Here is a 16,830-nt window from a genome sequence, read left to right on the forward strand (position 1 = left end):
GAAGCGACGGCACATGACGATGATCGGCATCGGTGGGGTGATCGGCGCCGGGCTGTTCGTCAGCAGCGGCTCGGTGATCGGGTCCGCCGGCCCGGCCGCCGTGGTCGCGTACGCACTCGGCGGCCTGATCGTGGTCCTGGTGATGCGGATGCTGGGCGAGATGGCCACCGCGCACCCGGCCAGCGGGTCGTTCTCCCGGTACGCGGAGCTCGCGCTGGGCCGTTGGGCGGGGTTCCTGGTCGGCTGGACGTACTGGTTCTTCACGGTCGCGGTGATCGCGTTCGAATCCGTCGCCGGGGCGAAACTGGCCGCCGCGTTCATTCCGGGTCTACCGGTGTGGTTGGGCGCGCTGGTCCTGCTGGTGGCGTTGACCTGCGCGAACCTGGTCTCGGTGAAGCTGTTCGGGGAGACCGAGTTCTGGCTGGCGTCGGTCAAGGTCACCCTGATCGGCGGGTTTCTCCTGGTCGGCGTGCTGTACCTGGTCGGGCTGTGGCCGCACGGCGGGGTCGGCCTGTCCGCGCTGACCGACCACGGCGGCTTCGCGCCGAACGGCTGGGGCGCGGTGGTCACCGCGCTGGTCACGGTGATCTTCTCGTACTTCGGCGCGGAGATCGTCACCATCGCCGCCGCGGAGAGCGCGGAACCGGCCAAGGAGGTCGCCCGAGCGACGGTCCGCGTGGTGTGGCGGGTGCTGATCTTCTACGTCGGCTCGGTCCTGCTGATCGTCGCGGTCGTGCCGTGGAACAAGGTGCCCGCCAACGGCGAGGACAGCCCGTTCGCGGCGGCGATCGACAAGTTCGGCATCCCGGGCGCGGCCGACCTGATGACCGCCGTGGTGCTGGTCGCGGTGCTGTCCATCCTCAACGCCGGGATCTACGGATCGTCCCGGATGCTCATGTCCCTGGCCCAACGCGGAGACGCGCCCGCCGCCCTCGGCAAGGTCCGGCCGTCCGGCGTGCCCGCCGCGGCCATCCTCACCGGCGCCGGCCTCGGCGTGCTGGTGATGCTCGGCGCCGACCTGATCAGCCCGGACAAGGTCTTCGGCTTCCTGCTCAACTGCTCCGGGCTGCTCACGCTCACGATCTACCTGTTCATCGCGGTCAGCCAGGTCCGCTTGCGCCGCTCGACCGACCCGGAGCTGCTGCGGGTCCGGATGTGGGGCTTCCCGTGGCTGAGCTGGGTGGTGATCGGCGTCCTGGCCGTCGCCCTGGTCGCGGTGTGCACGTCACCCGGCATCGGACCGGTCGTGATCGGCGTCGCCGTCGTCCTTGCCGTCACATTGCTCGCGTACATCGTACGGATTCGGAGAGTTGTTCATGCGTAGCAAACTGATCGCCGCGGCAGTGGTCACGGTTCTCGCCGTGGCCCAACCCGCTGCCGCAGCGTCGCCGCGATCCGCCTTCCAGGATCTCCTGACCAACGCGGTGAAACCGCCAGTTCCCGGCGCGATCCTGGCGGTCAACGGGCCGGGCGTGCGGTTCAGTGGCGCCGCGGGCAAGTTCGTGCTCGGCGGCCGTGACCTGCGGCCCACTGACGCGTTCCGGGCTGCCAGCGTCACCAAGACGGTCACCGCCGCGACCGTGCTCAAACTCGTCGAGCAGAACAAGGTGCGGCTCGACGACCGGATCAGCAAGTACCTCGACCCCGCGTTGATCTCCCGCGTGGACAACAGGGTCACCGTGCGCCAGCTGCTCGACCACACGGCGGGCCTGTACGACTATGCCACCGACGACGGGTTCATGGCTGAGGTGCAGGCGAACCCGCGGCGGACCTGGACACCCCGGGATCTCCTCGACTGGGCGTTCACCCACGGCCAGCCGTATTTCGCGCCCGGCACCGGATTCCACTACTCCGACACCGGGTACGTCCTGGCCGGGTTCGTCATCGAGAAGGTGACCGGCACACCGCTGCACAGGGCCTACCGTTCGCTCGTTCTCGACCCGCTCGGGATGTCCGACACGTACCTGGAGTACTGGGAGCGGCGACACTGTTCGTTTTCGCACGCGTACCTGGGCGCGGTGGACACCCGGTACTGGAACCCGACATTCGACACCTTCGGCGGCGGTGGCCTGGTGACCACGGCGAAAGACCTCACCACGTTCGTCCGGGGTCTGTTCGAGGGCAAGGTGTTCCGGCAGCAGGCGACCCTGGACGCCATGCTGACCACCACCCCGCAGAGCGGCGGCACCTACGGCCTCGGCATCGAGCGCAAGGGTGGCATGTGGTTCCACCCCGGTTTCTGGGGTGGGTTCATCGGATACGTCCCGGAACGCCGGCTCTCCATCGTCGCCACCGTCAACCAGGCCGACGACACCAACGACGCCCTGATCACGCTCGTGAACGACGCCTATCGGGTGGCTACGAACCCGTTACGGTAGGCATATGGGGCGATACTTTCTGATCATGGCGCTGGTGGCGGGCATGCTGACCGGGTGCGGCGCGCTCGGCGGGTCGAAGCCGGACAGCGGGTCGAGCGGCCAGGTGGAGCAGACGACGATCACCGTGGCCGTCCTGACCACGGTCGAGACCGCGCCGCTGCAACTGGCCGTCCGCAACGGGTACTTCCGGGACCAGGGACTGGACGTCAAGGTCGCGGTCGCGGCCAGCGGGCAGGCCACGGTGACCGGGATGATCAACGGCGAGTACGACGTCGGGTACTCCAGCTACCCGCCGATCATCGCGGCCCAGGCCAAGAAGGCCGCGGATCTCCGGCTCGTCGCGGACAACTCGTTCGCCGCGCCGAACACCGCGGTCGTCGTGAAGCCCGCGCAGTCACCGCTGTCGTCGATCAAGGACCTCGCGGGCAAGACGGTCGCGGTGACCGCGCGGGGAACGCTCTCCGATCTGATGGTCAAATCCACCTTCGCGACCAACGGCGGCGACCCGAACACCCTGAAATGGGTGGAGATGCCGTTCGGCGACATGACGGCCGCGCTGCAACGCGGCCAGGTGGACGCGGCCATGATGGTCGAGCCGTTCGCGACCTTCGCGCACCGCACCACGGGCGCGACGGTCATCGCCGACCTGGCGACCGGCCCGCTCAAGGACCTGCCGTTCACCGCCTACGCCGCCACCGCCAAGTTCGTGGCCGATCATCCGAAGACGATCGCGGCGTTCCAGAAGGCGATGCGGCGGGCCGCGTCCGAGGCCGCCGACCGCAGCAAGATCGAGCCGCTGCTGCCGGAGTACGCGAAGGTGGACAAGGAGACCGCCGCGCAGACGAACCTGCCGGGCTTCCGCTCCGCCCTGGACGCCGGCCGGGTCCAGTCGGTCGCCGACCTGATGACGCGGTTCGGGGTGCTGCCCGGCCCGTTCGACGTCCGGCCGATGGTGCTGTCCTAGGTGTACTGACCTGTGAGATTCGCGTTGGTTATGCGTGTCGTGTGTGGACTAGTCCAATGTGCACAGCCCGTCGACTGTGGTTACCGTGTGGATACGGTCAGTAATCACCTGGATGTCGCTGGCGAATGCCATCATCAACGTCGAGATCGTTCGCCGCGCACTGTGGAAATACAGGACGATCTCGATGAGCTTCGGAATCCGTTGGGGTTTTCGCCCCCGTGTCGCGGCCAGATGGGTGGCGATCGTCGCCGCGGCGGTCGCGGTCGGCGAAGGCGGCCAGGCGTTGGGCTTCCCGGCCGCGCACCTGGTCGGGTCGTTGATGCTCGGCGTGCTCCTGGCCCTGTCGAACGTGATCCGCGACCAGGTGCCCCGCCGGGTGAACCTGACCACCCAGTCCCTGCTCGGCCTGTCGATGGGCACGTACGTGACCGCGTCGGCGGTCAGCCGGCTGGCCCAGTCGGCGCTGCCGCTGCTCGCGGTCACCGTGGCGACCGTCGTGGTGAGCTTGGGGATCGCGATCGTCGCCACCCGGGTCGGGCGGATCGGCCGGGCGACGGCCGCGTTGGGGATGATGCCGGGCGGGTCGGCCGCCGTGGTCGCGTCCGCGGACGACGTGGGCGCCGATGCCCGGCTGGTGGCCGTCATGCAGTACCTGCGCTTGGCCGTCGTGGCGGTCAGCGCGCCGATGATCGTGCAGTGGGTGGCGTCCGCTCCGCAGGCCGGCGGCTCGCCGAGGCCCGGCGACGGCCCTTGGCGGCTGCTGATCTTCAACGCCGACTCACAGGTGGTGTCGTTGGTCGCAGCCGTCGCGCTCGTGCTGGTCGGACGCGCCGTGGGACGACTCTTCCGGTTGCCGAGCGCGGCCCTGCTGGGGCCGATGCTGATCGCCGCGATCGTCACCGCGTCACCCATCGACCTGGAGTTCGCCCCGGCCGGGGCGCTCGAAGTGATGATGTTCACAATGGTCGGTCTGGACGTGGGTCTGCGGTTCACCCGGGCCACGGTCCTGCGGCTGCGCAAGCTGCTGCCACTCGTTCTGGCGTGCACGATCGTGCTCAATGTCGTCGTGGCGTTGTTGGCCAGCGGGCTCTCGGCGTTGACCAGCATCTCGCTGTCCGACGCGCTGCTGGCGACCACGCCCGGCGGCATCAACGCGGTCCTGGCGACGGCGGCGGCCACGGGTTCGGACGTCGGCCTCATCTCGGCGGTGCAGAGCCTCCGCCTGTTCCTGATGATGGCGCTCATCCCGTTGGTCAAGATCTGGGCGACCCGCCGAAGGACCGAGGACGTCATTCGGTGAACACCGCACGCAGCAGGTCCTCCTCGGCGGTCGACAGGTTCGTGTAGATCAGCTCGGGGGTCTCGCCCTCGAAGGCGTTGCGGATCCGGTCGAGGACGGCGTCGGAGCTGAGCAGGAACAGGGCGGACGTGCCGGGGACGATGTGCCGGCGGACACGTTCGATCAGGTCGTCGCTGATGCCGACGTCGACCATGGTTCCGCTCAACGCGCCGATGCCCGCGCCGACAGCCGCGCCCAGCAGCGGAACCAGGAAGATGACGCCGAACAGCATTCCCCAGAACGCGCCGCTGAGCGCGCTCGTGCCGGCGATGTTGTGCAACTGCCGGGTTTTCGGCTTCCGGCGGCCCTCCGGCCATGACACGGTCGCGGCGTCCTCGACGTTGATCAGGCCGTCCCCGGCGAGCCGGGACAGGATCTTCGCGGCGCGGTCGGCGCCGTCGGCGGAACTGAACCGCCAGATGGTCAGAGTAGTCACAGTGTCTTGCCTTTCGTTCGGTCACGAGTGGGGGCGCGTAGGAGTGCGGCGGCCCAGTCGGCGCGCGGGTCGATGTCCACGAGCACCGCCATCACCAGCAAGGTGGCCGGGATCGCGAGCAGCGCCCCCAGCGGGCCGAGCACCCACGCCCAGAACACCAACGCCACAAAGGACATCAGCGAGGACAGGCCGACCGAGTCGCCGACGTACTTGGGCTGGACCAGGGACTGCGCCACGAAGTTGACCACCCAGTAGATCAGGATCACCGCCAGCGCCAGCCGCCAGCCGCCGACGAGCAGGCCGAGCACGGCCGGCGGGATCACCCCGATCAGGAACCCGATGTTCGGGACGTAGTTGGTCACGAACGACAACAGTCCCCAGAGGACAGCTAGCGGAATACCCAGCAGTGCCAACGTGATGCTGTCCAGGACGGCGATCACGAGCCCGAATCCGGTGGTCACGACGAGATAGCGACGGGTTCGCGTGGCGAACGCGCGCAGGGCGGACGCGGCCTGCGGGCGTCCCTTGGCGATCTCGGCCAGCCGAACGTCGACCCCGGTGGCCTCGATGCTCAGGAACAGCAGCAGGGCGAGCAGGAACACCAGGCTGGTGGTCAGCCCGGTCAGGTCACGCACGATCGACCCGACGTACGGCAGAACCTTGCCGAGATCCAACCCGGACACGGCGTCGCGCACCTCCGTGGGCGCGACGCCGAACCGGGTCAACACCGTCGTGACGTCCGCGACGATCCCGTCCATCCGCTCGGCGTACCGGGGGAGTGTGGCGGCCAGTTGGGCTACGGACACGAACATCACGACAGCGAAGACGACAAGTGTGCCGTACACCAGCACGACCAGTATCAAGGTCGCCAGCCAGCCTGGCAGCCCGACTCGGCGCAGCCATCGGTGTGCCGGGCTGATCACGATCACGATGATGAGCGCGAGCAGCACCGGCGTGACCAGCCACGCCACCGTCTTGATCCCGCCGATCGTGATCACCGCCGCCGCGGCGCCGAGGAGGATGACCAGGGCGCGCGGCATCCCGGCGACTGGGCCGGACGGTGTGGTCAACGCAGGTCGCCGGTGTCGTCGCCGTGCACGATGACCGCCCAGATGATCAGCACGCACAGCGCGATCACGATCGTCGACCAGATCGGGTACGCCGAGATGAACGCCAACTGCGCCACCGCGTTCACGGCCGCGAGCGAGGCCGCGATCACCCGCGCCCAGATCGCGCCGGACAGCAGCGCTATCCCGGCGAGCCCGATCAGACCGCCCATCACCAGATGCAGCCAGCCCCATGCGGTCAGGTCGAACAACACGAGGTGTTCGCCGTTGGAGACGTAGAACGCGCGGTTCAACAGGGCGACAAGCCCTTCCACGGCGTTGAACACGCCGGTGAGGATCATCAGGATGGCCGCGAACCAGATCCAGCCCGACCAGCCCGAGACCCGGCCCGCCCGGGACCGGGCCGCGGTGTCGGCATGGGACTGGGGGATGTAGTCGGTCATTTCCGCCTCCTTACCGTCGATTCAGATACGTTCTGAGCACGAGATGGACCTCCGGACCGGACAACCGCAACAGGTGGCTGCCCAGCAGGTGCTCGACCGGGAACCGCAGGAACCAGTTGACCGCGCGGGTGAACGGGGTGACCGCCGAGTGCCGGCCTGGGGGGTGTTTCCACAGGCACGGTTCGTCGGCGATGATCGCCACCCGGTGCCGTGGCAGGTAGATGTTGAGCCCGCCGACCTCACCCGTGCTGACAGGGAACAGCCGCATGGTCACGCCCGACAGGCGCAGCAGGCATTCGCGGTCGACCCACAGGTTGGGCGACACACCCCGTGGCGTCCGGCCGGTGGACGGTCCGGCGGCGAGGACCACGACCTTGCCGGACCGGGCGTCGTCCGGGTCGGTGACGCCGGTGCTGCCGCGACAGTCCGTGGACGGGTGATGCGGATAGATGATCGTGTTCAGCGGCTTGTCGGTCAGATCGGCGACGCACTGTGCCACGGCCGCGCCGTGTCGCGCGGTGGTGCCCGTGTTGACCAGGGCCGCCCCGTCCGGGCCGGTGATCAGGACACAGTTGAGTGTGCGTGCCGTCGGCGGCCGGATGGTCCAGATCGGCAGCTCGGCGACCCGTCGCACGGACGGGCGGGGCGGGCCGTGCCAGGGCCGCGTGTCAGCCGGTGAGCTTCGGGATACCGTCATACCGTCCTCGCTTTGCCTGTCAGCCTTCGGTGGACGTGTGGATGTGCCGCAGCGCGGACCACAGGTCCCGCGCGGCTTGGCCGGTCGCTGACTTCGCTGTCTCGCCGGGGTCGTCCTGCACCTGCTTGAGCAACTCGCCCGCCAGGGCCTGCAGGGTGGTGTGGGATCGCCGGGAGGCGTCCTGCAGCAGCAGCCACGCCATCACCGGGTCGGTCCGGCAGGCGGCCATGATGACGCCTTTGGCCTGCTCGACCATGTTCCGGCGGTGCAGCGCGGCCAGTACCCGGCTGGTGCGCTGGTCCGTACCGGACACAGTGGACAGGACGGCCACGTCCGCGGTGACGAGCCGTTCGTACCGGGTCAGGATGTCCAGGGCTTCGTCGGTCGACGCTTCGCCCAGGTAAGCCGAAATGACCACGAGCCCGGTGTCGTCCTGCAGGCCAGGTAACGCGGCGACGCGTCGGACCTTCTGCAACACACGGGAATGCTGCGGATGCAGCACGCATGCCTGGGTCAGGTCGAGTCGCCGCCACCGCCGGTCGTTCCACAGGTCGTCACAGGTGACCGGGCCGTTGGTGATCGCCGCGTCGCGGGTCGGGCCTGTTTGGTAGTGCTGTTGCACCTCCTGTACGGCGGCGCCGACGCCGTAGGTGGCGAAGACGATGGGCGTGTCCTGCCGGTACGCCGTGATGTCCGCGCCGAGCAGCCAGGGCATGTCCTGCGCCATCGCCGCGAGGATGTCCGCCATGAGGTCTTCCAGCCGGACTTGGCTCGGTTCCACCGTTTCCTCCTTGGGGTGACATTGGGACAGAACTGTGGTCGGCCGGGCGGCCCGGCGCGTCCTCCGTGCCGGATGAGGTGTCAGAGCAGGCCGCGTTCCCGCGCCACGGTGACCGCGTCTCTTCGTTGGTTGACGCCGAGCTTGCGGTAGATCCCGCGCAGGTGGGTTTTCACCGTGTTGACGGACACGAAGAGCGAGTCGGCGATCTCCTCGGTCGTGCGCATCGACGGCAGTTCCAGCAGCAGGTCGTGTTCCCGGCTGGTGAGCCGGTCCACCGGCACGTCCGGGTCGACCGGCAACGCGGCCAGGATGGCGGACACGAACCGGTCGAGCTTGCCGAACCGGCCGGTCCCCTTGACCAACAGGTCCCGGACCCCGGCCGCACGAAAGGGCTGAGCCGCCCACAGCGGCTCGGCGAGCGTCAACGCCTTGGTGATGGCGCTGTGTGCGCGGTGGGGATCTCCTGCCCGGCTGAGCAGGCTCGCCTCCAGCAGCCACGCGTCTATCGGTGTGGTGACGGCCGTCACGGGAATGTCACCGGTCAGCACCGGTGCCAGCAACCGGTGCGCCTGCCCGGGTTTGGCCCGGTGCGCGGACGTTATTGCCTGCAGTACCGCATGTTCCCCGCTCCCGCCGAGGGTTTCCGCCACGCGCCGCAGGACGTCCGACGCCCAGTCGAGTTGGCCGGTTGTCAGGGCGATCCGGTGGACCGTCGTGGCCAGATAGGCGGCCACGTGCCGCGGGATCGGGGCGTCGGCGAGCCGGCGCCAGTGATCGCGGACCTGGTCGGCGGTAGTGGCCGACGGGCTGGTGCCATGGCTGATCACCGCGTCGATCAGGTGTGTCACGAGGGCCGCGGGCGAGCACGCCTGGACTTCCTTTGCCAAGCTGATGAACCTGACGGCTTCGTCGTGGTCGAGTCGCAGGTAGGCGAGCGCGCCGCGCATGGTGTACGCCGGCGCGCAGTGCGGTGTCCGGGCCCAGCCTCGTTCGGCGGCGAAGCTGATCGCGTCGGCCGCTCGTTCGTCCATTCGCGACAGTTCACCGCGGGCGCCGCTGACCGCCGCGAGCTGGATCCGACACAGCAGCACGGCGTGTTCCCGTTTCCCGTGGGCGGCGATTTGCAGCGCGCGCAGCAGGACGTCCTCGGCCTCGGCGTGGTCTCCCTGGGCCAGCACGGCGACACCCCGGTTGAGCAGCGTGAGCGTGTCCAGGTCGTCGTCGCCCGTCTTGCCGGCGGCGGTGGCGGACAATGCGTCGAATGTTCCGGCGCGCTGCAACACCACGGCCGCGTGCAGGGCACGGACCCGTCCCGGGCGCAGCGGCTGTTCCGATCTGTCTACTATGGACAGGCAACGGTCGGCGTCGGAGATCTCGGACACGTCCAGCGCGGCTGCGGCGGCGATGAGCGCGTTGAGCGGCCGGGCGAGGGTGTCCGGGGACAGCCGGCTCACCAGGCGGTGCAGCTCGGCCGCCCGGCCGCTCAGGATCTCCCGCAGTCCGAACGCCGCCAGCAGGTCGTCGACCAGCCCGGGATCGTCCGCGGCGACCGCGTGCCGGAGCGCGACCAACGGCCGGCCGGCGTCCCGGAACCACTCCGCGGCGATGTGGTTGAGCCGGCGCCGGACCAGGGGATGACGGCGGTCCAGCTCGGCCCGCAGCACATCCCGCAGCACCGGGTGGTAGCGGTACCAACCGCCGGGCTCGTCGGTCCGGGTGACCAGCGCGTTCGCCCGCTCCAGCCGGTCAAGGATCTCGCCGGACTCGGCCTGCCCGGCCAACGCGGTGGCCAGGTCGGCGCAGATCCGGTCGCAGACGCTGGTGGCCCGGAGGAACTGGTGGACGTGCGGCGGCTGCGGACCGAGGACCTCCTCGGTGAGGTAGTCGACCACCGCGCGGTCGTCGGCCGGGAACGCGGCGAGCCGCGCCGCGCGGGTGGTCCGCTCACCCAACGACATCGCCGCCAGCCGCAGCCCGGCCGGCCAGCCTTCGGTCCGCCGCAGGATCTGGTCGAGCTCGGCCGGGGTGAGCCGCACGTGCAGCCGGTCGAACAAGGCCTCGGTCTCCGCGCGGGTGAACGCCAGCTCGGCCGGGCCGATCTCCACCAGCCTGCTCTCCAACCGAAGCCGGGACAGGTGCAGCCGGGGCGGCGTGCGCGCGGCCAGCACCAGCCGCAACTTGTCGGGCGGCTGCCGGATGAGCGTCTCCAGACCGGCCAGGATCCCGGGATCCCGCAGGTGGTCCGCCTCGTCGAGGATGAGGACGACCGGCGTGTCGGCCGCGTGGACCGCCGCCGCGAAGTCCGCTGCCGGCTCCGGGCCGAGCGCCCGGCGAAGGGTCGGCCAGAACTCGGCGGGATCGTCGTCCCGCGCGTCCACGGTCACCCACACGACCCGTGCGTCGGATCGCTGGGCAGCCCAGGTCGCCAGCAGGGTCGTCTTGCCCGACCCGGCGGGACCGGACACCACCACGACCGGGTTCCGCCCCTCCTCGCCGTCGAGCAGAGCGAACAGCCGAGCCCGGTGCAGCGGTTCGACAGTGGTCGACGGCACACGCAGCTTGGCCGGCGCGTCCGCGTCCTCCTGGCCCGGCGCGGGGCTCATCCGGCCGGTCGGATGTCGGCGAGCAGGAACCGGACCAGCGGCCCGACCGTCCGCAGCACGTCGGCGGGGACGCAGAGCAAGGTCGCCAGCGGCGAGCCGATGGACCGGCAGCCGGGCCGGTCCCGCGGCCCGGCCGCGGTCGGCAGGAGGAACAGCACAAGGCCGAGTAGAGCCAGTCTGCGCGCCCTCGGCCGGCCGGATTCACGTGACATCTGGTGCGCTCCTTTGATTGTCCGGTGCCATGCTGGCCAGTTCGCGCACCGCGTCTCTTCGCCCACGCTGGGTGACTTCGGGCTGTGGTCCACATCGGAGGAGCCGGCCGAAGTCATCCAGCGGGGAGGACGACCGCGGTGCCGCACGTCGGCAGCGTGTGCCGAAGGAACGCCGCCGGACTACGAAGGAGCGCGAGTGGATCCGTACCCGTTGATCGCCGACCACGGAATGATCGGGGACCTGCAGACAGCCGCGCTGGTGAGCGGCGACGGCACCGTCGACTGGTTCTGCTGCCCGCGGTTCGACTCGCCGAGCGTCTTCGGCGCGTTGCTCGACCACCGCCGCGGCGGGCACTGTCGGGTGCGTCCCGCCGAGGGGCCGTACACCGCACGGCAGCTGTACTTCCCGGACACGGCCATCCTGATCACCAGGTTCATGACCCCGTCCGGCACCGGCGAGGTCGTGGACTTCATGCCACCGGCGTCCACCCGGGCGACCGACAACCACCGGCTGTACCGGATGCTCCGGTGCGTTCGCGGGAACGTCGACTTCGACGTGGAGGTGGCTCCGCGGTTCGACTACGGCCGCCGCGAGCACACCACGCACGCCACCGGCCACGGCGTCATCTTCGACAGCGCGCCGTTCACGCTGACCCTGCACGCGGTGCGCGAGCCTGACGACGAGCGACTCGTGCAAATGCGGGTCACCGACGACAACGCGGTCCGCGCCCGGTTGCCGCTGAGCGCGGGGCAGGTACGTGGTTTCGTCCTCGAGTCCGGCGCCGAGGGCCCGCCGAGATCGATACGTCCCGCCGAGGTCGTGCGGGCCTTCGAGGACACGGCCCGGTTCTGGCGCGGCTGGCTGGCGAAGTCGACCTACCGGGGCCGGTGGCGGGAGACGCTCAACCGGTCGGCGGTGACCCTCAAGCTCATGACGTACGCGCCCACCGGGGCGATCGTGGCGGCGCCCACCGCCGGACTGCCCGAGCAGATCGGCGGCGGGCGCAACTGGGACTACCGCTACACCTGGATCAGGGACGCGTCGTTCGCCGTGTACTCGCTGCTGGGCCTGGGGTTCACCGAGGAGGCCGCGGACTTCGCCCGGTGGCTGGCCGACCGGTACCAGGCCGGGCGCGGCGGCGGCGCCACTCCGCTGGACATCATGTACAAAGTGGACGGTTCGAGCGACCTGGCCGAGGTGACGCTGGACCACTGGGAGGGCTACCGCGGCTCCCGGCCGGTGCGGATCGGCAACGGCGCGGCCGGCCAGTTGCAGCTGGACATCTACGGCGAACTGTTCGACAGCGTCTACCACGCGCACCAGCACGGCCTGCAGGCCGGGCACCGCGGCTGGCAGGCGCTGAGCGGCGTGCTCGACTGGCTGGGCGACAACTGGGACCAGCCGGACGAGGGCATCTGGGAGACCCGCGGCGGCCGCGCCGACTTCACCTACGCCCGGCTGATGAGCTGGGTCGCGTTCGACCGCGGCATCCGTATCGCGGAAACGTTGCGCCGGCCCGGTCCGGTGGACCGGTGGCGCGCCCAGCGGGACCGGATCTACGCCCAGATCTGGCGTCGGGGCTGGCATCCGGGCCGGCGGGCGTTCGTCCAGCGGTACGACTCGGACGTGTTGGACGCGTCGTTGCTGCGCATGGCGCAAGTCGGGTTCGTCGCACCGAACGATCCGAAGTGGTTCGCCACGCTCACCGCGATGGAGGAGGACCTCGTCGCCGACAGCCTGGTGTACCGGTACGACCCGAACGCCTCGCCGGACGGCCTGCCCGGGGACGAGGGCACGTTCTCGCTGTGCACCTTCAACTACGTCAACGCGCTGGCCGGCGCCGGGTACCTGGACAAGGCGCGGCTGGTGTTCGAGAAGATGCTGACCTACGGCACCCACCTCGGCCTTTACGCCGAGGAGATCGGCCCGACCGGCGAACAGCTGGGCAACTTCCCGCAGGCATTCACCCACCTCTCGCTCATTGACGCGGCCGTCACCCTCGACCACGCCCTGGACCATCCGCACGGATGAAATCACCCGGCACGGGCGAAGAACCGCCGGGGTGGTCGGGTAGTAGCATTGCCGACCGCTTCGCAATGCCGCCACGCTCAGTCTTTTCGCCGACGGCGTTCGGGTGGGCGAAATCGGGATCGCCATCCGTACCGAATGAACGTCTCGCTGAATGTTCGGGCGAAGTGCGTGTCGGGGACGACCAATTCAGGGCGCCTGTATCGGGGAGAAGAATGCATCTGCGTATCTCGGTGGCCTCGGCGAAGGTGACGATGCCGGTCACCGCGTCCACCATGGTGATCCGCGACCGGCTGGAGGTTCTTGTCGACGCCGCCGTGGCGCGTCGCGCGTTGACCGTGGTGTGCGCGCCCGCCGGGACTGGCAAAACGACAATGCTTGCGGGCTGGGCGCGACGGCGAATGGACCGCGGTGACATGTACGTCGCGTGGATGTCGGTCGACTGCGAGGACAACGATTCCGCGTTGCTGTGGCTGGCGTTGCTGCGCGCGTTGAAATGCAGTGGCGCGTGGCGGGACGAATGCCCGCTGGACGGGCTGATCCCACCGAACGGTGAATCGTACGCGGCTTTCGTCAACGCGGTCATCGCCGCGTTCGACGGGCTGGACAAACCGATGATCCTGGTGGTCGACGGGGTGCACGACGTCCGGTCAGCGGACGCCGTGCACACCTTGGACCTGCTGCTGCGGCACCTGCCGTCGACGCTGCGCCTGGTGCTGGCCACGAGGTTCCCGCCGCCGCTGATGCTGCCGCGGCTGAAGCTGGAGGGCCGGCTGGCGCAGATCGGACCGGACGAGCTCACCTTCACCCGGGACGAGGCTCGGCTGCTGTACGCGAACGAAGGCGTCCGGTTGACCGAGACCGCGCTCGACCTGGTGATGGAACGCACCGAGGGGTGGGCGGCCGCGTTGCGCGTGGCCGTGCTGACCGCCGCGGACGCGAGCGTCGGTGTCGCCGAGGACGATCGTGCGATGGCCGAGTACCTGACGGCGGAGATCTTCGGCCGTCAATCCCGTGACGTCCAATGGTTCATGCTGACCACCAGTGCCTGCCGCGCGGTCAGCGCGGACCTCGCGGTCGCGCTGTCGGGCCAGCAGAACGCCGGTCAGGTCCTGGACCTGCTGGATCGCACCGGGATCATGGTCCCCGACCGTGGCATGGCGCCGGGGTGGTACCGCTATCACCCGCTGCTGCGCGGTTATCTTTGGGCCGAGTTGGGTCGTCGGGGTACGGCCGCGCAGCAGCACCAGAACCGGGTCGCGGCCGGGTGGTTCGCCGGCCACGACGACCCGTTGGGCGCGGTTGAACACGGTATCGCCGCGGGAGATGACGACCGTGCGTCCCGGCTGCTGGCCAAGACCGGCCTCGAACTGGTCCTTAAAGGACAGTCTGGCCGGCTGTGCGAGATCGTTCGGACCGTGCCGGAGCACGTCGGCCGGCGTCCGTCGGTCGCGCTTGTCGCGGCGGCGGCGAGCCTGGACAGCGGTGACGTCGCGACGGCCGAACGATTCCTGCGCGGCCTCGGCAAGCTGCCCACCCGGCGGCTTCAGGCCCTACACGCCGCTGTCCAGGTCCACCGGTCGAGACTGCTCGGCGACGCCGCCGATGTGCAGGCCCACACGGGGCGGACCGGCGACCGGGACGTCGACCTGCTCGCGTTGGTCAACCGCGGCATCGCCCACGCCTGGACCGGACGTCACGGGCCCGCCGACGCCGACCTTCGGAGCGCGTTGACGGTCGCCAACGCCGAGCAACGGGACGCGATCGCACTGGAGTGCCAGGTGCACCTGGCCGGGATGGCGGTCGTCAGGGGAGACCTGACCGAGCTGCGCGGCCACACCACGGCCGCGCTCGAACTGGCGACCGCACGCGGGTGGACGGGCACGTCCCGGAGCGCCTACCTGTACACCTTGCTCGGAGTCGAGGCGTACCAACGGTTGGACGACGAAGGCGCGCGAAGACACGCTGCGAGGGCCATGGAGTTGATGGCGCCGAACGTCGACCCCACGATCGACCTGTCCACATGCACCCTGTGGGCGATGATCAGCTACGACGCCGCGAAGGACCCGCACCGGGTGGCGACCGCCCTGCACCGACTCTGGCAACGGCTTGACGGCAAAGCGGTGTCGCCAGCCCTCGTCGCCTACACGGCACCCACCCGGCAACGGATGGCGCTGCGGGTCGGCGAGACCCAGTGGGCCATCGACGTCATCGACCACATGGACAGTTTGACCACGGCCCGCGGCGAGAGCGCGTTGCTGCGAGCCATACTGAACGCGCACAAAGGCAGGATCAGCACCACCCGGCGGCTGCTCGCTCCCGTCCTGGATGGACAGACCAGAGTCCTGCTCACCAGCACGCTCATTGACGCGTGGCTGCTGGAAGCGCACCTGGCCGACCGTTGCGACATGGCCAACCGCGCCCACGAAGCCCTCTGCCGAGCCCTCACGCTGGCAGCGCCCCACCGGGTGATGCGGCCGTTCCGGGAAGCCGGCTACTCGGTCCGCGACCTGCTCGTCCGTGACGCCGGACGATTCGGCCGGCTCGAACCGTTCGCCACCGACGTGCGCGACCGGCTGCCGGTGTCCGTGCCCACGGTCACCGACGGACTCACCGAACGCGAACAGGAACTGCTCACCGAACTGCCGTCGATGCGCACCGCCGGGGAGATCGCCGAGACCATGTTCGTGTCCGTCAACACAGTGAAGACCCATCTCCGCGGCATCTACCGGAAACTCGGCGTCAGCCAACGCAGGGACGCGATCTCCGTCGCCCGCGAACGCGGGCTGCTCTGAGCCGTTGGGCGGCTGTGGGCCGGCCACAGTCGCCCAACGGCCTCATCGCCGGATCGCCGTCGTGCTCTCGCGGGACGCGGACAGGCCGAGCGACTTGACGGCGTCCTGGCAGGCCGTGAGCTCCCAGTCGGTGTACGCCAGGAAGAACACCGTGCTGAGCCTGCTCGTGGGCGTTCCCTTCAGGTAGTCGACCGCCGCGCCGATCAGCGTCCGGGCCGTCGCGGACGGCTCGCCGCCGCCTTCACCCGTGCCGAGCAGGGGGAAGATGATCGACCGCGGCTCGTGGCCGAGCTGTTCGGCGAGCCGGAGTGCCTCCCGTACGCACCGGTCCAGGCCCTGCACCTGCCGGTACCCGGAGCCAGGTTCGCCCTGGACCGCGGCGGAGTGGATGACGTGGTGGACGTGGTTCTTCGCGGTGAGTTCGCCCGCCGACGTCATGATGGCCGTGCCCGCGATGACCGGGGTCCGGCCTTCGACCGCGCGAGCCAACTCGTCGGCGATCACGTCGTTGGTCACCCGTCCGGCGGCGTCGTGCCTCGCGCCCTCGTACCGCATCAGCCCGGACACCGACTTCTCGTAGTACCGGGACATCTGCATGTCCACGTTCTCGGAGTTGACCCAGATGTCGACGAAGTCGACGTGCCGCAGGTCGCCGGTGACGATGCCGATCCGGTCCCGGTCGCGCCGGCCGAGGTGGTAGTAGTGGACCCGCACGGCGTCGATGGCGTGCGGTGAGAACTGCTGCCGGAGCCGGTCGAGTTGCCGCTCCAGGTCGGCGATCCGGTCGTCCTTCGCCTTCGTCCACAGCTCGGCGGTGTCCTGTTCGGACAGTTTGCGCTGAACCCGAACGGCGACAAGGAGGATGGCGACCACGAACGCGGCCGCCCCGCCCAGCGAGAACCCGAGCGTCGACCCGGTGACGGTCGAGTCGGGGAACAGCGAGAAGATCACGATCGTGGTGGTGATGGCCGCGCACAACCAGGCGAACGTGAGCAGGGCGTGCCGCCGCCCCACCATCGACGGGGTCAGCCCCACCAGCAGACAGCCGACGGTGATCCCCAGGAAGACGATCCACGCTGCGGTCAC

At 69.6% G+C, this 16,830-nt stretch carries 14 protein-coding genes; 6 read left to right on the forward strand and 8 right to left on the reverse strand.

Features of this window, described 5'->3' with window-relative positions:
* Nucleotides 1-13: 13 nt before the first annotated feature.
* From EV192_RS48960 to EV192_RS48975, 4 genes are all read left to right on the forward strand, one after another.
* Entirely contained in the window at nucleotides 14-1,324 is a 1,311-nt protein-coding gene (locus EV192_RS48960; protein ID WP_207926881.1) for an amino acid permease, read from the forward strand.
* Complete coding sequence (locus EV192_RS48965) at nucleotides 1,317-2,378, forward strand: serine hydrolase domain-containing protein (RefSeq protein WP_132125664.1); 1,062 nt, start codon at nucleotides 1,317-1,319, stop codon at nucleotides 2,376-2,378. The genes EV192_RS48960 and EV192_RS48965 overlap by 8 nt, the downstream gene beginning before the upstream one ends.
* Nucleotides 2,379-2,382: 4 nt before the next feature.
* Nucleotides 2,383-3,342 (forward strand): ABC transporter substrate-binding protein, encoded by a 960-nt coding sequence (locus EV192_RS48970; protein ID WP_132125665.1) that lies wholly within the window; start codon nucleotides 2,383-2,385, stop codon nucleotides 3,340-3,342.
* Nucleotides 3,343-3,526: 184 nt separating this feature from the next.
* On the forward strand, nucleotides 3,527-4,642 hold the full coding sequence (locus EV192_RS48975) for an AbrB family transcriptional regulator (RefSeq protein ID WP_132125666.1): 1,116 nt from the start codon (nucleotides 3,527-3,529) through the stop codon (nucleotides 4,640-4,642).
* Here the strand turns inward: EV192_RS48975 and EV192_RS48980 are convergent.
* The 7 genes from EV192_RS48980 to EV192_RS49010 form a co-directional block, all read right to left on the reverse strand.
* A complete protein-coding gene (locus tag EV192_RS48980) occupies nucleotides 4,632-5,117 on the reverse strand; it encodes a DUF1269 domain-containing protein (protein ID WP_132125667.1) in 486 nt (161 codons plus the stop codon). The two genes, EV192_RS48975 and EV192_RS48980, sit on opposite strands and share 11 nt — an antisense overlap.
* Nucleotides 5,114-6,187: an AI-2E family transporter gene (locus tag EV192_RS48985; RefSeq protein WP_243727566.1), complete on the reverse strand. Its 1,074-nt coding sequence runs from the start codon at nucleotides 6,185-6,187 to the stop codon at nucleotides 5,114-5,116. Before EV192_RS48985 ends, EV192_RS48980 begins: the two co-directional genes overlap by 4 nt.
* A complete protein-coding gene (locus EV192_RS48990; RefSeq protein ID WP_132125668.1) occupies nucleotides 6,184-6,627 on the reverse strand; it encodes a DUF7144 family membrane protein in 444 nt (147 codons plus the stop codon). The genes EV192_RS48985 and EV192_RS48990 overlap by 4 nt, the downstream gene beginning before the upstream one ends.
* A 10-nt stretch (nucleotides 6,628-6,637) precedes the next feature.
* Nucleotides 6,638-7,324 (reverse strand): MBL fold metallo-hydrolase, encoded by a 687-nt coding sequence (locus EV192_RS48995; protein ID WP_132125669.1) that lies wholly within the window; start codon nucleotides 7,322-7,324, stop codon nucleotides 6,638-6,640.
* A 19-nt stretch (nucleotides 7,325-7,343) separates the two neighbouring features.
* A complete protein-coding gene (locus tag EV192_RS49000) occupies nucleotides 7,344-8,105 on the reverse strand; it encodes an ANTAR domain-containing protein (protein WP_132125670.1) in 762 nt (253 codons plus the stop codon).
* An 80-nt stretch (nucleotides 8,106-8,185) separates the two neighbouring features.
* Nucleotides 8,186-10,708 carry a winged helix-turn-helix domain-containing protein gene (locus EV192_RS49005; protein ID WP_132125671.1) on the reverse strand — a complete coding sequence of 841 codons (2,523 nt, stop codon included), beginning with the start codon at nucleotides 10,706-10,708 and terminating at the stop codon, nucleotides 8,186-8,188.
* On the reverse strand, nucleotides 10,705-10,920 hold the full coding sequence (locus EV192_RS49010) for a hypothetical protein (RefSeq protein WP_132125672.1): 216 nt from the start codon (nucleotides 10,918-10,920) through the stop codon (nucleotides 10,705-10,707). Before EV192_RS49010 ends, EV192_RS49005 begins: the two co-directional genes overlap by 4 nt.
* Before the next feature lie 196 nt (nucleotides 10,921-11,116).
* Here EV192_RS49010 and EV192_RS49015 point away from each other — a divergent pair, with 196 nt between their 5' ends.
* On the forward strand, nucleotides 11,117-12,952 hold the full coding sequence (locus EV192_RS49015; protein ID WP_132125673.1) for a glycoside hydrolase family 15 protein: 1,836 nt from the start codon (nucleotides 11,117-11,119) through the stop codon (nucleotides 12,950-12,952).
* Between the two features lie 212 nt (nucleotides 12,953-13,164).
* A complete protein-coding gene (locus EV192_RS49020) occupies nucleotides 13,165-15,744 on the forward strand; it encodes a winged helix-turn-helix domain-containing protein (protein WP_132125674.1) in 2,580 nt (859 codons plus the stop codon).
* Between the two features lie 42 nt (nucleotides 15,745-15,786).
* On the opposite strand, the gene EV192_RS49025 is transcribed toward EV192_RS49020, so the two are convergent.
* The gene (locus tag EV192_RS49025; RefSeq protein WP_132125675.1) at nucleotides 15,787-16,830 is read right to left on the reverse strand and encodes a macro domain-containing protein; all 1,044 of its coding nucleotides are present in this window, start codon (nucleotides 16,828-16,830) and stop codon (nucleotides 15,787-15,789) included.

The organism is Actinocrispum wychmicini, assembly GCF_004345645.1.
Taxonomy (GTDB): domain Bacteria; phylum Actinomycetota; class Actinomycetes; order Mycobacteriales; family Pseudonocardiaceae; genus Kibdelosporangium; species Kibdelosporangium wychmicini.